Genomic DNA, 20392 nt, shown 5'->3' on the forward strand with positions numbered 1-20392 from the left:
TCTCCCGTCTCCCGTCTCCCGTCTCCCGGATCTGGAGTTCTGATGACCGATGTGATCACCGCCCGGCGCTCCCTGTACGACGACGACCACGAGGCCCTGCGGGAGACGGTGCGCGCCTTCGTCGACAAGCACACCGTGCCCCACGCCGACCGGTGGCGGCAGGAGGGCCGCGTCGACCGCTGGCTGTTCAGGGAAGCCGCCAGGGCGGGCATCCTCGGCTTCTCCATCCCGGAGGAGTACGGCGGCGCCGGGGTCGGCGACTTCCGCTTCAACGCCGTGATCGGCGAGGAGTTCTCGCGGCACCCGGTCTCCGACGGCATGGCGGGGATCTCGCTGTCCAACGACATCGTCATCCCCTACTTCACCGACCTCACCGACGAGGAGCAGCGGGCCCGGTGGCTGCCGGGCATCGCCGCCGGGGACCTCGTCGTCGCGGTCGCGATGACCGAGCCCGGCACCGGCAGCGACCTGGCCGGTATCGCCACCACCGCGGTCCGCGACGGCGAGGAGTACGTGGTCAACGGCAGCAAGGTGTTCATCTCCAACGGGCAGAACGCCGACCTGGTCGTCACCGCGGTGCGCACCGGCCCGGACCGGCACCGCGGGATCAGCCTGCTGGTCGTGGAGAGCGACCGCCCCGGCTTCTCCCGCGGCCGCAACCTGGAGAAGGTCGGGCTGCACGCCCAGGACACCAGCGAGCTGTTCTTCTCCGACGTGCGGGTGCCCGCCGCCAACCTGCTCGGCGCGGAGGGCTCGGGCTTCAAGGCGCTGATGCGCAACCTCCCCCAGGAGCGGATCTCCATCGCCGCCGGCGCGGTCTCCTCGATGGAGGGCGTGCTGGAGCGCACCGTGGCGTACGTCAAGGAGCGCAAGGCGTTCGGCCAGGCGATCGGGTCCTTCCAGAACACCCGGTTCCAGCTCGCCGACATGGTGACGACCGCCCGGGTGGGCCGCGCCTACGTCGACGACCTGCTCGGGCGGCACTCCCGGGGCGAGCTGAGCGCGGTGGACGCCGCGGCGGCGAAGTTCTGGGCCACCGAGCGGTACGTCGACGTCGTCGGGCGCTGCCTGCAACTGCACGGCGCCTACGGCTACATGCTGGAGTACCGGATCGCGCACGACTACCTCGACTCGCGGATCTCCACCATCTACGGGGGCACCACGGAGATCATGAAGGAGATCGTGGGCCGCGACCTGGGCCTGTAGCACCGGTGCCCTTGCCGCCCCTTCGACCACTTCGACAGCTACCTAACGTTCGCTAGACTTCGTCGCGACAGGTCGGCCCGGCAGCGACGAGGAGCAGGCGCATGGCGACGAAGACGACCGGCGGCGGGTCCGGGGCGGACACGGCTTCGGCCCCTGCCGCGGACCCGGCCGGACCCGTCGGCGACTGGCGGGAGTTCGCGCCGCTGGACCTCCATCCCGTGCTGGCGGCCGCGCTGGCGGAGTTCCGCGAGCACGGCTACCACGGCACCTCCGTGCGGGACGTCGCCCGCCGGGCGGGCATCACCGTGCCGACGATCTACTACCACTTCGCCAACAAGCAGGGGCTGCTCGTCGCGCTGCTGGAAGGCGCGGTGGGCGAGGTGCTGCAACGGGCCCGGCTCGCCGACGCGGAGGCGGGCGGGCGGGTGCTGGAGCGGTTCTCCAACGTCGTCGAGTGCGTGGTGCTGCACATGACCCACCGGGTGGCGACGGCGGGGCTGGACTGCGAGCTGCGCTACCTGGAGCCGGCCAACCGCCGGAAGTACGCGGCGCTGCGCAAGGAGTTGGAGGACCTGCTGCGGGAGATCGTCGAGGAGGGCGTGGCGCAGGGGCTGTTCGAGGTGGACCGGGCGCCGGACACCACCCGGGCGCTGCTGGGCATGTGCCAGGCGGTGACGGGCTGGTACCACGAGGGCGGTCCGCTGCCGCCGGCGGAGATCGCCGACCGCTACGCGGCGATCGCCCTGCGCACGGTGGGGGCGCGGGTGCGGCCGGCGCCGCGCGCCCGCACCGCACGGGCGGTGTGAGGCCCGGCGGAGGTGACGGCCGGTCAGAACACCAGGACCGGCTTGACCGCGGCGCCCGAGCGGGAGTCGGCCGCGGCCCGGTCGATGTCGGCGAAGGGGTAGGGCGTGACGATCTCCTCCAGCGGCAGGCGTCCGGCGGCCCGCAGCGCCAGCAGGCGCGGGATGAACTCCTGGGGGCGGGCGTCGCCCTCGACGCAGCCGCGCACGGTCTTGCCGCCCCACAGCAGGTCCTCGGCGTCCAGGGTCAGCCGCGGCTCGCCCAGGCCCACCAGGACCAGGGTGCCGGTGCGCGCCAGGGCCCGTACGGCCGGGGCGATCACATCGGGGCTGCCGGTGGTGTCCAGCGCGTGGGTGGCTCCCCCGCCGGTCAGGTCCCGTACGGCGGCGACGACGTCGCAGGCGGCCGGGTCGAGCGCCGCGGTCGCGCCCAGCCGCAGCGCCAGGGCGCGCCGGCCCGGTACCGGGTCGACGGCGACGATCGTGCCGGCGTCGGCGGCGCGCGCGGCCATCAGCGCGGCGCAGCCCACCGCGCCGGCGCCGTAGACCGCAAGGCGGGCACCGGGCGCCGGGCGCAGCACGTTGAGCACCGCGCCCGCGCCGGTCTGCACCCCGCAGCCCAGCGGCGCGGCGGTCACCAGGTCGGTGCCGGGGGCGACGACCACCGTGTTGCCGGCGGACGCGAGCACGTGGGTGGCGAAGCTGGACTGGCCGAAGAAGGCGCCCGCGACCGGGGTGCCGTCCTGGTGCAGCGTGGGGGTGCCGTCCGGGCGCGGGCCGGGCGCGTTGAGCCGGCCCAGGCGGGCGCAGTAGGCGGGGTGGCCGGCCCGGCAGGTGCCGCAGGCGCCGCAGTGCCGGTAGCTGAGCAGCACCCGGTCGCCGGGGTGGATGCCGGTGACGCCGGCGCCGGTCTCCTCGACGACGCCGGCGCCCTCGTGCCCGAGGACGTAGGGCCCCTTCGCCGGCGGCAGCAGGGCGCGGTAGTGCAGGTCGGTGCGGCAGATGCCGCTGGCCGCCATGCGGACGAGCACTTCGCCCTCGCGGGGCGCGTCGAGTGTGACGGTCTCGAGGGAGAACGGCTGCTCGGGGTGGCGGGAGAGTGCGGCGGTGATCTCCATGCGGGCTACTGCCTTCCTGGGGTGCCGTGCCGGGGTGGTCCGGCGCCTTGGGGCCGTCCTACGGTCCGGCGCGGCGCGTGCGCGGGCCGGGTGCCGGTCACCGTCCGCGCCCGAGGGCGGCGCGTCCGGCCCGGACCAGGGCCGGCGAAGCCGTCGCCGACGGTGACGCCCTTGAGGTGGCGGGCGTGCACGCCCTCGGCGATCACCGCGATCTTGAAGTGGGCCAGGGCCCGGTAGAAGGGCAGCGCGCTGAGGTCGCGGCCGCTGAACAGCGCGTACCGCTCGGCGAGTTCGTCCGGGCCGGGGAAGCCGGGGGCGGTGGCGGCGGGGGTGCCCAGGAGGGCGTCGACCGCCGGGTCGCGGTAGGCGAGGAAGGTGCCGAGGTCGGCGAGGGGGTCGCCGAGGGTGGACAGCTCCCAGTCCACGACGGCGCGCACCCGCCCGATGTCGGCCGGGGCGAGGATGGTGTTGTCGACGCGGAAGTCCCCGTGCACGATCGCCGCACCGCTCCCGTGCCGCCCCGCGGTGCCCGGTGCCTTGCCCACCGCTGTCACGGCGTGTGCTCCTTCGCGCGGATGCGGGGCCGTCCGTCGCGGTCCCGGTCGTCGCGGGACCGGTCGTCGCGGGACCGGTCGTCGCAGGCCCGGTCTTTGCGGGGCTGCCCGGCCGGGTGCTGGACGACGGCCGACGCCGCGAGCAGGCGGGCCGACTCGTCCTCGTCCACGCCCCAGTCGGCGAGGGCGGCACGGGAGTGCTGCCCCGGTACCGGGGGCGGCCCCTGGACGGCGCCGGGGGTGCGCCCGAAGCGCGGCGCCGCGGCGGGCTGCCGTACGCCGCCGGTCTCGGTGAAGGCCGCGCGCGCCGCGTTGTGCGGGTGCCGGTCTGCCTCCCAGGGGCTGAGCACCGGGGCCACGCAGGCGTCGGTGGAGGCGAACACCGCGGTCCACTCCGCGCGCGTGCGCGTGCCGAACGCCCGGGCCAGCCGCTGCTCCAGCTCCGGCCAGCGCTCCCGGTCGTACTGCGCGGGCAGGTCCGGCTCGCCGCGGAGTCCGAGTCCGGTGAGCAACTGGTCGTAGAAGCGCTCCTCCAGCGCGCCGACCGCCATGTACCCGCCGTCGGCCGTCTCGTACGTGCGGTAGAAGGGCGCGCCGCCGTCGAGGAGGTTCTCGCCGCGGCCGCCCGCCCAGCCGCCCGCGGCGTGCAGGCCGTGCAGCGCGGTGGTGAGCAGCGCGGCGCCGTCGACCATGGCCGCGTCGACGACCTGGCCGCGGCCCGAGCGCTCCCGTTCGTACAGCGCGGCGAGGATGCCGACGGCCAGCAGCATGCCGCCCCCGCCGAAGTCGGCGACCAGGTTCACCGGCGGCACCGGGGGCCGGTCGGGCGGGCCCATCAGGCCGAGGGCTCCGGAGACGGCGAGGTAGGTGATGTCGTGCCCGGCGCGCGGTGCGAGCGGCCCGTGCTGCCCCCAGCCGGTCATCCGCCCGTACACCAGGCGGGGGTTGGCGGCCCGGCAGTCCTCGGGGCCGATCCCGAGGCGTTCGGCGACCCCGGGGCGGAAGCCCTCCACCAGCACGTCCGCCCGCGCGGCCAGCCGCCGGACCAGCGCGGCGCCGTCGGGGTGCTTGAGGTCCGCGGCCAGGGAGCGGCGGCCGCGGGCCAGCAGGTCGGCGGAGGTGGACACCGCGGGGTCGACGTCGGCGGCGCGGTCGACCCGCAACACCTCCGCGCCCAGATCGGCCAGCAGGGTGCAGGCGAAGGGCGCCGGCGCCATGCTCGCGATCTCCAGGACGCGCAGCCCCGCCAGCGGGCCGGCGGCGGGCGCCGTCACGCGTCCGCCGTCCCGATGCGGCGCAGGGCGCGCCGGGCGATCGACCAGCGGTGGGTCTCGGAGGGGCCGTCGTAGATCGGGAACGGCCGCACCTCGCGCAGGTAGGCCGCCAGGGGCAGGTCCCCGGAGATGCCGAGCGCGCCGCACACCTGCACCGCGCGGTCGACGACCCGCCCCACCGCCTCGGCGGTGAAGGTCTTCGCCACGGACCACTCGTGCTTGCCGCCGCCCTGGTCGAGGTCCAGGCGGCCTGGCGCAGCAGCTCCTGCTCGGCCGGCAGGACCACCGCCCGGACGAAGTCGGCGGTGCGCTCGCGGAGTTCCACGAGATCGGGCTCAAAGGTGAAATCGATCGCCATACGGACCTCGCGGCTGTCGGAGGGGCGTCTACCTAACGCTCGTTCAGCTCGTTCAGACGCTAGAAGCCGCTGGGGCGAGCGGTCAATACGCCGAGGCCCGATCTCCCAGAAATCACGCGGGATATCACCGCAATACGGCTGATCGGCGCTCCGGATCTCCGCGCCGCGACCTGGTCGGTCGGCGAGCCCACCGTCCCGGACCTAGCGATCGTTAAGCCAGGTGCCCCCGGCAGGGGGCCGCCGTACCCGGTGCGGCGTCAGCCGGCGCGGACGCCGTCGATGAAGCGGGCGGCGAGGTCCAGCCGCTCGGCGAGGGTGGCCGGGGTCTGCTGGAAATCGATGAACAGCTCGTGGACACCGGCCTGTTCGGCGGCGCGCGCGTAGGCGACGTACTGGTTGAGGGTGCCCTGCGAGGGGACCTGGTCCGGGTCGGCGGGCGTGCGGGTCAATGTCGGGTTGATACGCAGCGCCATCCGCAGGCCGGCGCCGTCCCGCCCGGCCCGGTCCGCCTCGTCCAGGATGGCCGACCACTGCGCGGTAAGGCGGGGCAGCGGCATGCCCACCGGCAGCCAGCCGTCGGCACGGCGCGCGAGCCGGCGGATGCCGACGGGGCTGAACGCGGCCAGCAGGACCGGGGGCCGCGGGCGTTGGCGCGGGCGCAGTCCGACAACGGTCCCCGGCACGGTGAACAGCGGCCCGTCGTGGGCGAACTCGCCGCCGGCCCAGTAGGCGTCCAGGATGTCGAGCGTCTCGTCCAGCCGGGCGCCCCGGCCCCGCCAGGGCACGCCGACCGCGGTGTACTCCTCGGGCATCCAGCCCAGGCCCAGCCCGACGTCCAGCCGGCCGCCGCTGAGCAGGTCCAGGGTGGTCAGCGACCGGGCGAGCATGATCGGGGCGTGCCACAGCCCGTTGAGGGTGCTGGTGCCCAGGCGGACCCGGCCGGTGCGGGCGGCGGCGAGCGTCAGGCTCACCAGCGGGTCCATGAAGTTCTCGTAGGACCGCGGCATCACCGGGTCCTTGCCCGGGTAGGGCACGCTGGGCGTGCGGGGCGCGAGCACCCGGTCGCCCGTCCACAGCGAGTCGTACCCCAGCTCCTCGGCGGTACGGCTGACGGTGGTGATCGCCTCCGCGTGGGCGTCGGCGCCGAAGGTCGGGAGGGCCAGGCCCAGTCGCATGCGTGGTGCCCTTCGAGTCGGGGGTGGGCGAACATGTGCGGGAAGCGCTCCCCACACATGTTTCTCCCGGACGGCCGACAGCTCAAGGGCGTACTGGACACCCTCCACCAGGGGACGCCCGCACGCGTGCAACCGCCTTGAGGGTGACTCATCCACGACCACCTCCGGCCCGGTCCGGGGACGGGCGCCGGTGGTCAGTTCAGGGGCGCCGCGTCGCCGCGGGGGCCGTCGGGCGGCGAGGTGTCGGGGGGCGCGCCGCGTTCGAGGAAGCGGCGGAATCCGCGCCCGGCGAGGACCAGGAGGTGGCGTGAGGGGGTTCCGCCCGGGCCGCCGCTCCACGGCGGCTCGTGCCGGACGCCGGAGACACCGGCGCCGGGGGGTGCAGTCGGGTCACTCGGTGGTACGGCCGCGGGGGGCGGCACGAGTGCGGACATGCTGGTGGGGGTCCTTTGCTCGGCGGTGCGCGGGGCCCACCTGCGCGGGAGGGGTGACGCGCAGGTGGGCCGGTCCGGGCGGGCGGGCGGTGGGTGCGGGGAAAGGGTGGGGGTAGCGGGGGAAAGGGGGAACGCGGGGAAAGCCGTCGGCGAACGGCTTTCTCCGCACGGCCGCTTACGAGTCTGCCGAACGGGAAAGCCCGGCCCGCGCCGACACGTGCGAGATCCGTATACCTAGAATCGCGGGCGCTCCCCGCCGGATTCCCTCCTCGGTAGTCCAGGCGGCGCGGACCGGAACCGCCTCGGACGGTCCGCGGCGGGCCCGCATCGGCGCCATCAAGGCGACCGTTTTCGATCAGGGACGCTCGCCCGTCGGCGAATTGGCGCCATCTCCCCCGGCCCGGCAGCCGCACCCTCTAGCCTGGACCGAACGCAATGCGTCAGCGTCCGCGTACGCACCGCTTAAGGAGTACAGCAGCGTGAGCATGGCCACACGATTCGGCCAGATCCGGTCCGGGCTGCCGAGCGCGGTCACCTCCTTCGTCGGGCGGGACACCGAACTCGCCGACGTCCGGCGCCTGTTGGACGAGGTGCGGCTGGTCACCCTGATCGGCCCGGGCGGGGTCGGCAAGAGCCGGATCGCGCTGCGCGCGGCGGGCGACCGCTCCGGGGAGTACCCGGACGGCGTGTGCCTGGCGGAGCTGTCGGGCCTGCAGCAGGGCGAGCTGCTCCCGCAGACCCTGGCGGACCTGCTGGGCATCCGCGACCCGGGCGACCCGCTCGCGGCCGTCGTGGACCACCTGAGCACCCGCCGGATGCTGATGGTGCTGGACACCTGCGAGCACCTGGTCGACGAGTGCGCGCTGCTGGTCGACCTGATCCTGCGGGAGACCCCGCACGTCCAGGTGCTGGCCACCAGCCGCCAGCCGCTGGAGGTCCCCGGCGAGCACACCCTCACCGTCCCGCCGCTGGACGTGGAGTCCGGCGACGCGGCGCTGCTGTTCACCCAGCGGGCCGCGGCCATCGTCCCCGGTTTCCGGATCACCGACGACAACCGCGACGACGTCCAGGCGCTGTGCCGCCGGCTGGACGGCATCCCGCTGGCCATCGAGCTGGCGACGGTGCGGCTGCGCGCGATTCCGCTGGACCAGCTCGCCGCCCGGCTGGAGGACCGGTTCCGGGTGCTGACCGGCGGCCGCCGCACCGCGCTGCCGCGCCACCAGACGCTGCGCACCGCCATCGGCTGGAGCCACGAACTGTGCTCCCCCGAGGAGCGGTTGGTGTGGGCGCGGCTGTCGGTGTTCGCCGGCACCTTCGACCTTTCGGCCGCGGAGAAGGTGACCGCGGGCGGCGACATCTACCAGGAGGAGGTCATCGAGCTGCTGATCAGCCTGGTCGACAAGTCGATCGTGCTGCGGGTCGACGCCCCCTCGGGTGTCCGCTACCGGCTGCTGGACACGATGCGGGAGTACGGCGCGGAGTGGCTGGAGCGCACCGGCGAGCAGGAGGCCACCAGCAACCGGCACCTGGCCCACTACGCCGAGACGGCCGCGGCCTTCGAGCGCACCGCGTACACCGACCGCCAGGTCGACGAGGTGCAGCAGCTGGCCCGGGACTGGGCCAATGTGCGCACCGCGCTGGAGCGCGCGCACGGCGCCGGCCAGGGCGATCCGGTGGAGGCGCTGCGGCTGACGGTCCGGCTGGTCCCGTACTGGCTGTGCACGTCGCGCTTCAGCGAGGGCCGGCTGTGGTTGCAGCGCAGCCTGGAGCGGGTCGGCCGGCCGCTGCCGGAGCGGGCCGAGGCGCTCGCGCACCACGCCCACCTGTCGTTCGTGCAGGGCGACCGGCCCGCGGCGCAGGACGCGGTCCGGCAGGCGCTGGACCTGGCCGGCCGGCTCGGCGACGACCGGCTGCTGGGCTACGCGCACCAGGTCGCGGGCCTGGGCCACCTGCTGGCCGGCCAGGACGCGGAGGCCGACGGGCACTTCGCCCGCTCGCGGGAGCTGACGCTGCGCAGCGGGTACGAGCTGGGGATCGGTTTCGTGCACATGCACGACGCGATGATCGCCGCCTTCACCGGGGACTCCGAGCGGGCCATGGCCGCCGACCGGGCGTACCGCAAGGAGTTCGGGGCCAGCGGCGAGTCGTTCTTCCGGTCGTTCATCCAGGAGTTCATCGGGCTGGCGCTGTGGGTGCAGGGGCGGCCCGCGGAGTGCGGGCCGGTGATCCGCCGGGCGATCCGCCTCAAGGCCGAGCAGGACGAGGCCGACGGCATCGCGACCTGCCTGGAGGTGCTGGCGTGGGAGGCCGCGGCCGCCGGGCGCCCGGTGCGGGCGGCCTGGCTGCTGGGCGCGGCCGACGCCTACTTCCGGGCCGGCGACGTGATACTGATGTGGGGTCGGGAGAGCCTGGGCCGGGACCACCAGCGGATCGTCGCGCAGGTCACCGAGCAGCTCGGGCAGGCGCGGTTCAGCGAGCTGTTCCGCCAGGGCATGGAGCTGGACGACGAGCTGGCGGTGACGCTCGCCGCCGAGGACGCCGAGGAGCCGCTGCCGGAGCAGCCGGCCGGTCCGGGCGGGCCGGCCGGCGCGGACGCCCTCACCCGCCGCGAGCGGGAGATCGCCGAGCTGATCGGCACGGGCATGTCCAACCGCGAGATCGCCGAGCAGTTGGTCATCTCCAAGCGGACGGCCGACTCGCATGTGGAGCACATCCTCAACAAGCTGGGCTGTTCGCGCCGCGGCCAGATCGCCGCCTTCCTGGGCTCCGCGCCGGCCACCGCCGCCGCGCCGGCCGCCGAGGGCGCGCTCCCCCGCCCGCCGGCTCCGCGCACGCCCGCCGAGGAGTCCGACGCGTCCGCGGCCGGGGGCGGCGCCCGGTAGGGACCGTTCCGGTCCGGGCCGGGCCGCCCCGGGCGGTGCGAAGTGGGCCCGTTTCCCGCCTGCGGGGCCGGTTCCGTGCCTGGTCTGGGCGCGGGGCGTGGCCGATACTTGGCGCGTGACCGACACGGTGCGCACCAGCGAACTGCCCACGCCTGTACGGGAGTTACTGACCGGCCGGTTCGCCTGGTTCCTCGCGGGGCGGACGGTGGACCTGGCCGGCTCCTCGATGACCACGGTGGCGCTGTCGCTCGCCGTGCTCCAGGCCACCGGCAGCGCCTCGGACCTGGGCGTGGTCCTCGCGGCGAACATCGTGCCGAACCTGACGCTGCTGCTGGTGGGCGGCACCGTCGCGGACCGGATGCGCCGAAGACGGCTGCTGGTCGCCGCGAACCTGATCTCGGGCGCGCTGCTGGCGGGGATGGCCGCGCTGCTGCTCGCGGGCGCCTACCGCCTGCCCGCGCTCGCCCTGCTGTCCTTCGGCACCGGCGCCGTGTCCGCCTTCACCGCGCCGGCGCTGCGCGGGATCGTGCCCGAACTGGTGCCGCGCCACGACCTGTTCCGTGCGAACGCGCTGCTGGCCAGCAGCCAGAACACGGTACGGATCGTGGGGCCGGTCGTGGCGAGTGTGCTGGTGGCGACCGCGGGCGGCGGGTGGGCGCTGGCGGTGGACGGCCTGAGCTGCTGGCTGGCGGCGCTGGCCTTCCTGCGCCTGCCCGGCGGGAGCCGGCCGCCGGCCTCGGGGCAGCGGCTCCTGCGGGAACTCGCCGACGGCTGGGCGGTCTTCAGGTCGCTGCGCTGGGTGGTGCTGATGGCCATGTCCTTCGCGCTGGTCAACGCCTTCAACGTCGGCCCGTGGAACGTGCTGGGGCCCGAGGTGGTGATGGGGCAGGACGGCGCCGTGGGGTGGGGGGCGGTGCAGGCCGTGCGGGCGGCGGGGCTGCTGGTGATGAGCGTGGTGGCGGTCCGGCTGGTCTTCCGGCGGCCGCTGCGGGACGGCCGGATCTGGGGCGCGCTCGCCGGGCTGCCGCTGCTGGCGCTGGGGTGGTCCGGCACGGCGTGGGTGGTGGCGCCCGCGGCGTTCGTGGGCGGGCTGGGGTTCTCGGTGGCGGCGATCACCTGGGAGAGCACGTTGCAGGAGGCGGTGCCGCAGCAGAGCCTGTCCCGGGTCACCGCCTACGACGACCTGCTGTCCTTCCTGGCCATTCCGCTCTCGCAGCTCCTGGCGGGGCCGCTGGGCCGGGCGGCCGGGGCGAGGGAGGTCTGCACGCTGTGCGGGATCGGCTGCATCGCCTCCTGTCTCCTGCCGCTGCTGGACCGGCAGGTGCGCACCATGGAGTCGTGAGCGGTGCCGCGGTCGGTGCCGTGGGCGGTTGCGAAGATCGGCGGGCAGCCGTCAGGCTGGAGCGAGTTCGGTGCGGGAGACCGCCGCGGGCCTTCACCGCGGCGGCGCCGCCGACCAGCGAAGGGCCCGCAGATGGTGAAGTCCGGCAACCCCTGGGTGCTGGCGTTCGACGAGCCGCCCGCGCACGCGCCGGTGCGGCTGTTCTGCCTGCCGTACGCGGGCGGCAGCCCGCACGCGTTCGGTGCGTGGGCCGCCGCGCTCGCCCCGCACGTCGAGGTGCTCGCGATCGCGCCGCCCGGCCAGGGCCACCGCGTCTACGAGGAGCCGTACGAGCAGTGGCCGGCGCTGCGGGACGACGCGTTCGCCGCGCTCGCACCGCTGCTGGACCGGCCGCACGCGTTCTACGGGCACAGCCTCGGCGCGCGGCTGGGCTACGAACTGGCCCGGCTGGCGGCCGAGAAGTGCCCGGGGGCGACCCGGCGGCTGTTCGTCAGCGGGTGCCGCAGCCCCCGATGGCCGCAGCAGCGGCCGTATCTGCACGAGGAGCCGTACGACGGGTTCGTGGCGGGGCTGCGGGAGCTGGGCGGCACCCCGCAGGAGGTGCTGGACCACCCGGCCCTGATGCGGACGCTCTTCCCGTCGCTGCGCGCGCAGATCCGGCTCGCGGAGCTGTGGCAGGACGAGCACGACGGGCCGCTGCCCATGCCGGTCACCGCGATGTACGGGCGGCAGGACCGGACCGACGGCGAGGCCGCCATGCGCGGCTGGGCGCGGGTCGGCGGCCCGGGCAGCGAGGTGCTCGGCATGGACGGCGGGCACTTCTTCCTGGACACCGACCCGGCCAGTGTGCTGGCGGTCCTGGGGGCGCGGTTGCGCGAGGCGTGAGCCGGGGCCCGGCGCCCGGGTACGGGGTCGGCGCCGGTGATGACGCGTCAGGCACCGCCGCCGGTACGGCGGTTGCGCAGGCGGGGCACGAGGCGCAGGGCGGCTGCGGCGGCGAGTGCGGCCGCGGCCAGCATGCCCGCGATGAGGGCGGCCAGGTGCCCGCTGCTGCTGCCGGTCTTCGCGGTGTCCGCGGCGGCGACGTCGGTCGCGGTGTCCGGGCGCTGTCCCGGGCCGCTCGTGCCCGGGGCGGCGCCGGACGCGGTGGCGGACGGGGTGCCGGAGGCGGCGGCCGTACTGGCGCCGGTGCTGGGTGAGGTGCTGGGTGAGGTGCTGGGGGTCCGGGTCGCCGTGGCGGGGGCGGAGGTGCCGGGGTGCGCGGAGGCGCTGCTGCCGTGGCCGCCGGTGCCCGGGGCGGACGGGGAGCCGGGGGCGGCGGGCGGGGTGGTCTTCGTCGCGGACGGGGTGACGCGGAAGGCCGCCACGGTGCCGGACTGCCCGGCGTTCAGAGTGCAGGGCACGTCGACCTTGCCGACCGCAACGAGGTCGCCGCTTGCGTCCTCGGGGACCAGGTGCAGGGTGAAGTCGCCCGCGCTGACCGTGCCGTGGCCCGGTGCGGTGAAGCCGAGCGCGGGGGCGGTGCCGGTGGCGGGGATGGCGAAGGTGCCCGACGCGGGCACCGTGGTGGGCGTGATGGCCAGGTGGACGGACACGGTCCTGGTGCCCTGCGGCGCGGCGACGCTGGTCCGCGCGTCCACGCTGCCCTCGATGACGCGCACGCCGAGGACCTGGCGCAGCCCGGCGGTGAAGGCGCCGTCGACGTCGGCCGCGGCGTGTACGGCGAAGCGGGGGCTGGAGGTGCCGGCGGCGACCGACGACGGGAAGTCCGCCGAGATCCGCGCGGTGATCTGCTGACCCCCGATGTAGGGGAAGGTGCAGGTGTAGTGCAGGGTCGCGGCCACCGGTGCGGCGGCCGCGCTCCCGGCGCCCGGGCCGGCGACGGCGGCGCCGGCCGCGGTGAGCGCCGCGCCTGCCGCTAATCCGATCCGCCGCCGCGCACTGCCCGCGCCGTAGCTGGAATCCATGGGTCTGCCTCCTTATGAGACGCGTGGCCGTGGTCGTGTGCCTGCCCGGCGACCGGGGGTGGGCGGGTGATGGTCAGGCGCCCGGCGCCACCGCGGGTGCGGTGTCCGGCCGCGATGGGCGCCGCTTCCCATGGTGTTCCCGGAAGGCGTGGCCGAGCTGGCTCTGGATGCGGCTGTGGCGGAACTGGTACACCGCGCCGACCTGGCGCAGCACGCCGCGCCGGTGGGCGTCGTCCAGGAAGGAGACCAGCGCCCAGGGCAGCCGTCCGGTCAGCGGCAGCCAGATGCGGGTCAGCGCCACCCACTGGCCCCACGCCGTCATGCAGACCCCGTATCCGAGTCCGGCGCCGAAGGCGGCCTCCAGGCCGAAGACGACGCCGACCTCCAGTCCGCGTACCGGCCCGTCGACGATCCCGTTGAGCAGGCCGGCGGCGGGGCCGATGGCCAGCGCCCACACCAGCAGGTGGTAGGCGACGTTGCGGCGGTCGATGCCGAGCAGGTCGGCGGGGCTGACCACGGACTCGGGGCGGACCGGGGCTTCGAGCACCGCGGTCAGCGCGAACACCAGCCCGGCGCCCAGGCCGAGTTCGGCGATGAACACCACCCGGGCCAGTGCTCCCCCGCCCTGCCCGTCGTCCAGCCCGAGCGGCCCGACGAGGCCCTGGTCGATGAGTTCCAGCGCGGCGGCGACCGACAGTCCGCACAGCAGGCCGACCGCGACGCGGACCCGGACCCTGCGGCCGGTGCGCCGCAGCCGCCCGCCGCGCCGGCCCCACCCGGTGAACCTGATCCGCACCGGCGACGGTTTGAGGCCGTCGCGCGCGGTCGCGTACCAGTAGACCAGCCCGAACAGCACCGCGGCCGCGAGGCCGTGCAGCACCCCGACGGCCAGGCCGCGCAGCAGCGCGAACGCCGGGCCGTGGGAGGTCGCGACCAGGTCCACCGGGATGTTCCCGACACCGGCGGTCACCCCGAAGGCCGTGCCGGCCAGCAGTCCGACGATCACGGTCCGCGCCAGCCGGCTCATGCTGGTGCCCAGCTCCCACCACGCGATGTCCTGCCGCTCGCCGTCCAGGGCGGCCAGGTGGTGCGCGATGTAGCCCAACCAGCGCTGGGCGTCGGCCAGTTCCCATTGCCGCTCGGTGCCGCGGCGCGCCGCGGCCGGGCCGCCGGCGTCGGGGCGCTGCGGGGCGCGGCGCCGGTAGACGGTCGGTACGAAGCCGGCCAGCAGGTGGGCCTCGATCGCGGCGGCGTCGGGGAAGCGCGCGGTGTCGAGCAGTTCGGCCGGGTCGCGGTCGGGGTTGTCGCTGTACATCGTCCGCGCCAGCGCGGTCATCAGCGGGGTGCTCAGCGCCTCGGTCAGGTGGGCGCCGGCCGGGCCCGCGGCCCGCGCCCGGTCCAGCACGTCGTTCCAGCCCCGCGGGGCGGCGGGGTCGAGCGGTCCGGGCGGCACCGGCACGGTGCGGGGCAGGTAGTCGCGCAGGTCCGAGGGTTCCAGGTCGCACAGCTCGATGACGACGGCCGAGGCGAGGGGCGCGCGGGCCGCGGCCACCGCCCCGGCGAACTCGTCGCGGCGGCTGGTGAGCACCAGCGGCAGCACCGTGCGGTTCAGTTCCTGGAGTGCCTCGCCGCGCAGTTCCTCCGCGATCTCGTCGAAGCCGTCGAGCACCGGCAGGATCAGGTCGGCGTCGAAGAGGTCGGCGGCGAGCGGCTTGCCGCTGGGCAGCACCCGGGCCAGGTGCGGGTGGTCGCGGACCAGCCGGTCGACCAGCCAGTCCCGCAGGGCGATCGCGGTCGGGTCCCAGGAGCCGAGGCTGAAGATCACCGGCACCCGCTGGGCGTCCTCGCGCGTGTCCAGCAGGTCCAGGGCGAACCGCACCGCCAGGATCGACTTGCCCGAGCCGGCCCGGCCCAGCACCACCAGCCGCCCGGAGCCGATCCGCCGGTAGACGCCCGCGACCCGGCGCAGGTCGCCGCTGAGGTCGATGTCCGGCAGGACGTCGCCGGGGGCGGTGCCCTGCGCGTTCTCCGTCCGGTCGGCGAGGCCGGTCGCCACGTGGTGCCAGCGCACCGGCAGCGCGTAGGGGTGGTGCACCCGGCGCTGGGCCTCCTCCTCACGCCAGCGGCGCTTGCTCTCCCGGGCCAGCCCGTCCGCCTCGTCGGCCAGCGGGCCCGGCACCCGCGCCCCCGCGGGTGCGGCCTGCTGCGCCGGTACGGGCGGGGGTTCGTCGCCGGAGCCGATGGAGGCCGCCATCAGCCGGCGGCGGTCCTCGGGGCCGGCCTCCAGCGCGTCGGCGAGGCGGGCGAAGGTGCCGCTGCGGTGGTCGAAGGGCTTGTCGTTCTCGATCCGGCCGATGGTCCGCTCGCCCAGCCCGGCGCGCTCGGCCAGCTGGAACTGCGTCATCCCCGCCTGCTTGCGCAGCCGACGCACCAGCGCTCCGAGTGTCTCCGCCACCACGTCGCCCTTCGTCTCCCCCCGTGACCTGGCCCCGCGCTCCGGGACGGTGAGCCTACCCCGACCGCCGCCCACCCGGGAGCAGGCGTTCCGGCCGCCCGTCGAAAGGGTGAACGGCCCTGGTAGGTACGGGCGTTGGACCGGCCCGGGGCGCAGGTCGGGGGCGGCCGTCGGGGGCAGCGGTCGGGGACGGCGGTCAGGGGGACGGCGGAGCCGCCGGGCGGCTGTCGCGGGTCGCGTCGCGGCAGGAGACCCCGGTGCGCATGTTGCCGGTCGCGCCGCCGATCACCGCGTCGAGCCGGTCCCGGGTGCGCAGCAGGTCGGTGACGCGCCGGTCGACCTCGGCGCGCTCCTGGGCGAGGCGGCCGAGCAGTTCGGGGGTGGCGCGGCCGTCGACCACGCACGGCAGGAGTTCCAGGATGGTGCGGCTGGACAGCCCGGCGGCGTACAGCTCCTGGATCAGCCGGACCCGGTCGACGGCGCTGTCGGGGTAGTGGCGCTGGCCGCTGGGGCTGCGCTCGGCGGTGAGCAGCTGCTGCTCCTCGTAGTAGCGCAGCGCCCGGACGCTGACACCGGTCCGGGCGGCGAGGTCTCCGACACGCATGGCTGCTCCTTCCGCGGCCGCGGGCGCTCCGGCGGCTTGCCTCTCACGCCGACGTCAGGTTTTAGCGTAACCACGCCTCGCCGCATTCCGTGCGCGGCCGGGGTCCGCACCGAGGAAAGGCCCTCCCATGCCCACGTACGCCGCGACCGGTCTGACCGGTCCCGCCCTGGTCCCGACCGTGTCGGTCAGCCCCGTCGCGCTGCCCGCGCCGCACCGCGGCGCGGACCTGCCGGTCCGCGTCACCGCGCCGGTCACCGGCAGCGGCCTGCCGGTGGTGCTGTTCGCCCACGGCTTCGGCTCCGATCTCGACGGCTACGCGCCGCTGGCCGCCCACTGGGCCGCGGGCGGCTTCGTGGTGGTCCAGCCGACCCACCTGGACGCACGGCGGTTGGGACTGGCGCCGGACGACCCGCGCCGCCCGGGCCTCTGGCGGCAGCGCGTGCAGGACATGCGGGTGGTGCTCGACGCGCTCGGCACCCTGGAGGCGGCGGTGCCGGGCCTGATGGGGCGGATGGACCGCACCCGGATCGTGGCGGCCGGGCACTCCTTCGGCGGGCAGACCGCGGGCCTGCTCATGGGCCTGCGGGTGACCGACCCGCTGACCGGCGAGGTGCCGGACCTGTCCGACGCGCGGGTGACGGCCGGCATCCAGATCGCCACCGCCGGGCGCGGCGGCGACACGCTGACGCCCTACGCCCGCGAGCAGTTGCCGTGGCTGCGCGAGCAGGACTTCTCGGCGCTGGCCGCGCCCTCGCTGGTCGTCGCCGGCGACGCGGACGAGCTGCCGCTGTCCACCCTCGGCCCGGCCTGGACCACCGACCCGTACACGCTGGCCCCGGCCGGCCGCAGCCTGCTCACGGTGTACGGCGGCCGGCACTCGCTGGGCGGCATCTCCGGCTACGCGGCGGCCGAGACCACCGACGAGAACCCGGACCGGGTCGCGCTCGTGCAGCACGTCACCCTGGCCTACCTGCGGGAGGTGACCGGCGCCGGCCATGACGACTGGGCCGTGGCCCGGGCCGCCCTGGCCGGCGCGTCGCATCCGCTGGGCCGGCTGGAGTCCAAGTGACCCCGGGGCCGGCCCGACCGCCTCACTCCTCGACGGGGCCGAGGTCGGCGGACTCGCGCAGGGCGACGGTGGTCCGGGCGGCGGCGTGCAGTTCCAGCACCACGACCTCGTTGGCGCCCGCGCGCAGCACCGGCGCCGGCACGTAGAGGGTGGTCTGCGGGCCGCGGGACCAGAAGCGGCCGAGCGGGAAGCCGTTGACCCACGCGTTGCCCTTGGTCCAGCCGGCCAGGTCGAGGTGGGTGTCGGCGGGGGTCTCCACGTCGAACACGCCGCGGTGGAAGGCCGGGCCGACGACCGGGCCGACGGCGGCGGCGAACTCCAGGCGCTCCAGGTCGGCGGGGGTGAGCGGCAGCGGGCGGCTGGTCCAGCCGCGCAGTACCTCGCCGTCCAGCCGGACCTCGCCGAGCAGGCCCTTGCGGTCGTGCAGCGCCTGGCCGTAGTTGACCCGGCCCTGGTTCTCCACCAGCACCTCCAGGCGGGCGCCGGCCCGCGGCACCGTGAAGGCCAGGGCCGGTTCGTGGCCCTCGCGCTCCAGGACGCCGGCCGGCTGCCCGTCGACGAAGACCTGGGCGCGGTCGCGGACGGCGTCGAGCGTGAGCACCGCGGGGCCCGGCGCGGGCAGTTGCGCCTGGTAGAGCACGAAGCCGAAGTCCTGGCCGAGTTCCTCCATGGTCAGCGGGCGCGGGCCGGCCACCGCCTGGCCGAGCAGCGGCGCCTGCGCGAGCAGCGGGGCGGTGCGGTCCAGGGTGACGCCCAGGGCGCTGAGCTTCTTCGCCGGCTGCGGCGCCGGCTCGTCGGGGACGGGGGCGTGGCGGGCGATGACCTCGCGGAAGGCGGCGTACTTCGGCGTGGGGTCGCCCGCCTCGTCCAGCGGCGCGTCGTAGTCGTAGGAGGTGACGGTGGGCCGGTAGGTGTGCTTGTCGTTGGCGCCGTTGGTGAAGCCGAAGTTGGTGCCGCCGTGGAACATGTAGAGGTTCACCGAGGCGCCTGAGGCGAGGATCGCGTCGAGTTCCGCGGCGGCGCCGGCCGCGTCGCGTACGACGTGGACGCCGCCCCAGCGGTCGAACCAGCCGTTCCAGAACTCGGTGACCATCAGCGGGCCCTGGGGCTGGTGGGCGCGCAGCGCGGCCAGGCCGGTCGCGGCGCGGCTGCCGAGGTTGACGGTGGCGAGCACGCCGGGCAGGGCGCCGCGGGCGAGGTCGCCGGGCTGGTCGCAGGTGAACAGCGGCACGTCGATCCCGCCGGCCAGCAGCAGGTCGGCGATCCGGCGCAGGTGGCCGGTGTCGTCGCTGTAGGCGCCGTACTCGTTCTCGACCTGGACGGCGATGACCGGGCCGCCGCTGGTGGCCAGGTGGGGGGTGACGGCCGGCAGCAGCGCCTGGAAGAAGTGCTCGACGGCGGCCAGGTAGGCGGGGTCGTTGGTGCGCAGGCGGATGTCGGGCTCGGCCAGCAGCCAGGACGGCAGGCCGCCGCCCTCCCACTCGGCGCAGATGTACGGCCCGGGGCGCAGCAGGACGTGCAGGCCCTCGGCGGCGGCCAGGTCGAGGAAGCGGGGCAGGTCGAGGATGCCGGTCAGGTCCAGCTCGCCGCCCTTGCGGGGCTGGTGGAGGTTCCACGGCACATAGGTGTCGATGGTGTTCAGGCCCATCAGGCGGGCCTTGCGCAGCCGGTCCGCCCACTGCTCGGGGTGGACCCGGAAGTAGTGCAGGCCACCGGAGATGATGCGGAACGGTTCGCCGTCGAGGCGGAAGCCGTCGGGTTCGATCCGCAGTTCCTTGGGCATGGTGTCCTGCTCCTTCCGTGGAGCGTAGTCGAAGCAAGGGGGCGATGGTTGCGTAACCATCACCGGGGTGGGACAGGCCGGGCGCGCACGGGGGCCGGGCGGCGCCTGCTGGGGTTTCGGGGTGTTCGGGGCGGGTGCGGCTCAGCGGGCGCTGGGCGGCGGGGCGGTGCTGGCGCGGGTGACCAGCCGGGTCGGCACCAGCGTGGTGCCGGTGGCCTCCCGGTCGTCCCGTATCTGCTTCAGCAGCTCCTCCACGCAGCGCCGCCCGACCTCGGAGAAGTCCTGGTGGACGGTGGTGAGCGGGGGCAGGTAGGAGCCGGCCTCGGGCACGTCGTCGAAGCCGACGACGCTGATGTCCTCCGGCACCCGGCGGCCGTGCTCGTGCAGGGCGCGCAGGACGCCGAGGGCCATCTGGTCGTTGGAGACGAAGACGGCGGTGCAGTCCGGTTCCTGGGCGAGCTGGAGCCCGGCCTGGTAGCCGGAGTCGGCCGTCCAGTCGCCGCGCAGCGGCTCGGGCACCTGGCGGCGGCGGGACTCCAGGGCGGAGCGCCACGCCTCCACCCGGCGTTCGGCGGAGTAGGAGTAGGACGGGCCGGCGACGTGCCAGACGGTGTCGTGGCCGAGTTGCAGCAGGTGCTGGACGGCGGCCTGGGCGCCGCCGACCTGGTCGGTGTCGACGACCCGGTAGCGGTCGCCGGCGTTGGAGTCCGCGACGACGGCCAGCGCGCGCGGCGGCAGCGTCACCGTGGAGGCGTCCAGCAGGTGGGCCTCCATCAGCATGATGATGCCGTCGACGGCGAGTTCTCCCATCCGGGTGAACGCGCCGCGCACGCTGTCCTGGGTGGCGGCGGCGACCGGCAGGAGGGTGATGGCGTAGCCCTCGGCCGCCGCGGAGGTCGCGATGGCCTCCAGGGTGCGGGTGTTGCCGGTGGTGGAGATGTTGAACAGGATGACGCCGATGGTGTGGAACCGGCCGCTTTTGAGGGCGCGGGCAGCGGAGTTGGGCCGGTAGCCCAGCTCCTTCATCGCGGCCAGCACCTGCTCGCGGGTGGCGTCCACGACGCCGGGGGCGCCGTTGGACACCCGCGAGACGGTCTGCGCGGAGACCCCCGCGAGCCGGGCCACGTCCGCCATGGACGCGCTGCGGCGGCGCCGTCCGCCGGCCGCCGGCCCGGTCCGGAGCGGGGCGCTGCCGCCCTGCTCGGCTGTTTCGCTCTCGGTCACTTGCTGCCTGCACCTTCACCCGCTGGCCGGGCTCTTACGAATGGCCGATGTCACAGTCTACGGATGGCGCCGGCGCCCGGCCGGGGCGGCCGCCTTCGCGGGCCGCTCCGGCCGCTGCGGAGCCCGCCGTTCGGGCCGGGCTCC

17 protein-coding genes are annotated in these 20392 nt (G+C 75.5%); 6 read left to right on the forward strand and 11 right to left on the reverse strand.

The window, feature by feature from the left end; translation table 11 throughout:
• Positions 1–42: 42 nt before the first annotated feature.
• Entirely contained in the window at positions 43–1206 is a 1164-nt protein-coding gene (locus AC3EVP_RS15850) for an acyl-CoA dehydrogenase family protein (RefSeq protein ID WP_435130572.1), read from the forward strand.
• Positions 1207–1307: 101 nt separating this feature from the next.
• Complete coding sequence (locus AC3EVP_RS15855) at positions 1308–2012, forward strand: TetR/AcrR family transcriptional regulator (RefSeq protein WP_435130574.1); 705 nt, start codon at positions 1308–1310, stop codon at positions 2010–2012.
• Positions 2013–2035: 23 nt separating this feature from the next.
• Here the strand turns inward: AC3EVP_RS15855 and AC3EVP_RS15860 are convergent, their stop codons facing one another.
• The 6 genes from AC3EVP_RS15860 to AC3EVP_RS15885 all read right to left on the reverse strand — a co-directional run bounded on the left by AC3EVP_RS15860 (position 2036) and on the right by AC3EVP_RS15885 (position 6922).
• On the reverse strand, positions 2036–3127 hold the full coding sequence (locus AC3EVP_RS15860) for an NAD(P)-dependent alcohol dehydrogenase (protein WP_435130576.1): 1092 nt from the start codon (positions 3125–3127) through the stop codon (positions 2036–2038).
• Between the two features lie 5 nt (positions 3128–3132).
• On the reverse strand, positions 3133–3681 hold the full coding sequence (locus tag AC3EVP_RS15865) for a phosphotransferase (RefSeq protein WP_435130578.1): 549 nt from the start codon (positions 3679–3681) through the stop codon (positions 3133–3135).
• The gene (locus tag AC3EVP_RS15870) at positions 3678–4955 is read right to left on the reverse strand and encodes a CaiB/BaiF CoA transferase family protein (RefSeq protein ID WP_435130580.1); all 1278 of its coding nucleotides are present in this window, start codon (positions 4953–4955) and stop codon (positions 3678–3680) included. The genes AC3EVP_RS15865 and AC3EVP_RS15870 overlap by 4 nt, the downstream gene beginning before the upstream one ends.
• A complete protein-coding gene (locus tag AC3EVP_RS15875) occupies positions 4952–5161 on the reverse strand; it encodes an acyl-CoA dehydrogenase family protein (RefSeq protein WP_435130582.1) in 210 nt (69 codons plus the stop codon). The genes AC3EVP_RS15870 and AC3EVP_RS15875 overlap by 4 nt, the downstream gene beginning before the upstream one ends.
• A 409-nt stretch (positions 5162–5570) precedes the next feature.
• On the reverse strand, positions 5571–6488 hold the full coding sequence (locus AC3EVP_RS15880; RefSeq protein WP_435130584.1) for a TIGR03619 family F420-dependent LLM class oxidoreductase: 918 nt from the start codon (positions 6486–6488) through the stop codon (positions 5571–5573).
• A 194-nt stretch (positions 6489–6682) separates the two neighbouring features.
• Entirely contained in the window at positions 6683–6922 is a 240-nt protein-coding gene (locus tag AC3EVP_RS15885) for a hypothetical protein (protein WP_435130586.1), read from the reverse strand.
• A 485-nt stretch (positions 6923–7407) separates the two neighbouring features.
• Between AC3EVP_RS15885 and AC3EVP_RS15890 the strand changes: the two genes are divergently transcribed.
• From AC3EVP_RS15890 to AC3EVP_RS15900, 3 genes are all read left to right on the forward strand, one after another.
• Entirely contained in the window at positions 7408–9804 is a 2397-nt protein-coding gene (locus tag AC3EVP_RS15890; RefSeq protein WP_435130750.1) for a LuxR C-terminal-related transcriptional regulator, read from the forward strand.
• A gap of 115 nt (positions 9805–9919) precedes the next feature.
• Entirely contained in the window at positions 9920–11146 is a 1227-nt protein-coding gene (locus AC3EVP_RS15895) for an MFS transporter (RefSeq protein WP_435130588.1), read from the forward strand.
• 132 nt (positions 11147–11278) lie between these two features.
• Entirely contained in the window at positions 11279–12031 is a 753-nt protein-coding gene (locus AC3EVP_RS15900) for a thioesterase II family protein (protein WP_435130590.1), read from the forward strand.
• A gap of 47 nt (positions 12032–12078) precedes the next feature.
• On the opposite strand, the gene AC3EVP_RS15905 is transcribed toward AC3EVP_RS15900, so the two are convergent.
• The 3 genes from AC3EVP_RS15905 to AC3EVP_RS15915 all read right to left on the reverse strand — a co-directional run bounded on the left by AC3EVP_RS15905 (position 12079) and on the right by AC3EVP_RS15915 (position 16172).
• Positions 12079–13113, reverse strand: coding sequence for a DUF6801 domain-containing protein (locus tag AC3EVP_RS15905; RefSeq protein WP_435130592.1), 1035 nt, complete (start codon positions 13111–13113; stop codon positions 12079–12081).
• Positions 13114–13186: 73 nt separating this feature from the next.
• The gene (locus AC3EVP_RS15910) at positions 13187–15568 is read right to left on the reverse strand and encodes a helix-turn-helix domain-containing protein (RefSeq protein ID WP_435130594.1); all 2382 of its coding nucleotides are present in this window, start codon (positions 15566–15568) and stop codon (positions 13187–13189) included.
• Between the two features lie 196 nt (positions 15569–15764).
• Positions 15765–16172 (reverse strand): MerR family transcriptional regulator, encoded by a 408-nt coding sequence (locus AC3EVP_RS15915; protein ID WP_335972252.1) that lies wholly within the window; start codon positions 16170–16172, stop codon positions 15765–15767.
• Between the two features lie 127 nt (positions 16173–16299).
• On the opposite strand from AC3EVP_RS15915, the gene AC3EVP_RS15920 reads away from it, so the two are divergent.
• Positions 16300–17241 (forward strand): alpha/beta hydrolase family protein, encoded by a 942-nt coding sequence (locus AC3EVP_RS15920; protein ID WP_435130596.1) that lies wholly within the window; start codon positions 16300–16302, stop codon positions 17239–17241.
• Positions 17242–17263: 22 nt separating this feature from the next.
• On the opposite strand, the gene AC3EVP_RS15925 is transcribed toward AC3EVP_RS15920, so the two are convergent.
• Both AC3EVP_RS15925 and AC3EVP_RS15930 read right to left on the reverse strand, forming a co-directional pair.
• Positions 17264–19024 (reverse strand): glycoside hydrolase family 35 protein, encoded by a 1761-nt coding sequence (locus AC3EVP_RS15925; RefSeq protein WP_435130598.1) that lies wholly within the window; start codon positions 19022–19024, stop codon positions 17264–17266.
• A gap of 141 nt (positions 19025–19165) precedes the next feature.
• On the reverse strand, positions 19166–20158 hold the full coding sequence (locus tag AC3EVP_RS15930; protein WP_435130751.1) for a LacI family DNA-binding transcriptional regulator: 993 nt from the start codon (positions 20156–20158) through the stop codon (positions 19166–19168).
• Positions 20159–20392 lie beyond the last annotated feature (234 nt).

It is taken from the genome of Actinacidiphila sp. bgisy144, assembly GCF_057708105.1.

Coding starts and splice junctions, on each gene's coding strand:
- AC3EVP_RS15850 (WP_435130572.1), top strand. CDS start 43: ATGACCGATGTGATCACCGCCCGGCGCTCCCTGTACGACGACGACCAC.
- AC3EVP_RS15855 (WP_435130574.1), top strand. CDS start 1,308: ATGGCGACGAAGACGACCGGCGGCGGGTCCGGGGCGGACACGGCTTCG.
- AC3EVP_RS15860 (WP_435130576.1), bottom strand. CDS start 3,127: ATGGAGATCACCGCCGCACTCTCCCGCCACCCCGAGCAGCCGTTCTCC.
- AC3EVP_RS15880 (WP_435130584.1), bottom strand. CDS start 6,488: ATGCGACTGGGCCTGGCCCTCCCGACCTTCGGCGCCGACGCCCACGCG.
- AC3EVP_RS15885 (WP_435130586.1), bottom strand. CDS start 6,922: ATGTCCGCACTCGTGCCGCCCCCCGCGGCCGTACCACCGAGTGACCCG.
- AC3EVP_RS15890 (WP_435130750.1), top strand. CDS start 7,408: ATGGCCACACGATTCGGCCAGATCCGGTCCGGGCTGCCGAGCGCGGTC.
- AC3EVP_RS15900 (WP_435130590.1), top strand. CDS start 11,279: ATGGTGAAGTCCGGCAACCCCTGGGTGCTGGCGTTCGACGAGCCGCCC.
- AC3EVP_RS15905 (WP_435130592.1), bottom strand. CDS start 13,113: ATGGATTCCAGCTACGGCGCGGGCAGTGCGCGGCGGCGGATCGGATTA.
- AC3EVP_RS15915 (WP_335972252.1), bottom strand. CDS start 16,172: ATGCGTGTCGGAGACCTCGCCGCCCGGACCGGTGTCAGCGTCCGGGCG.
- AC3EVP_RS15920 (WP_435130596.1), top strand. CDS start 16,300: ATGCCCACGTACGCCGCGACCGGTCTGACCGGTCCCGCCCTGGTCCCG.
- AC3EVP_RS15925 (WP_435130598.1), bottom strand. CDS start 19,024: ATGCCCAAGGAACTGCGGATCGAACCCGACGGCTTCCGCCTCGACGGC.
- AC3EVP_RS15930 (WP_435130751.1), bottom strand. CDS start 20,158: ATGGCGGACGTGGCCCGGCTCGCGGGGGTCTCCGCGCAGACCGTCTCG.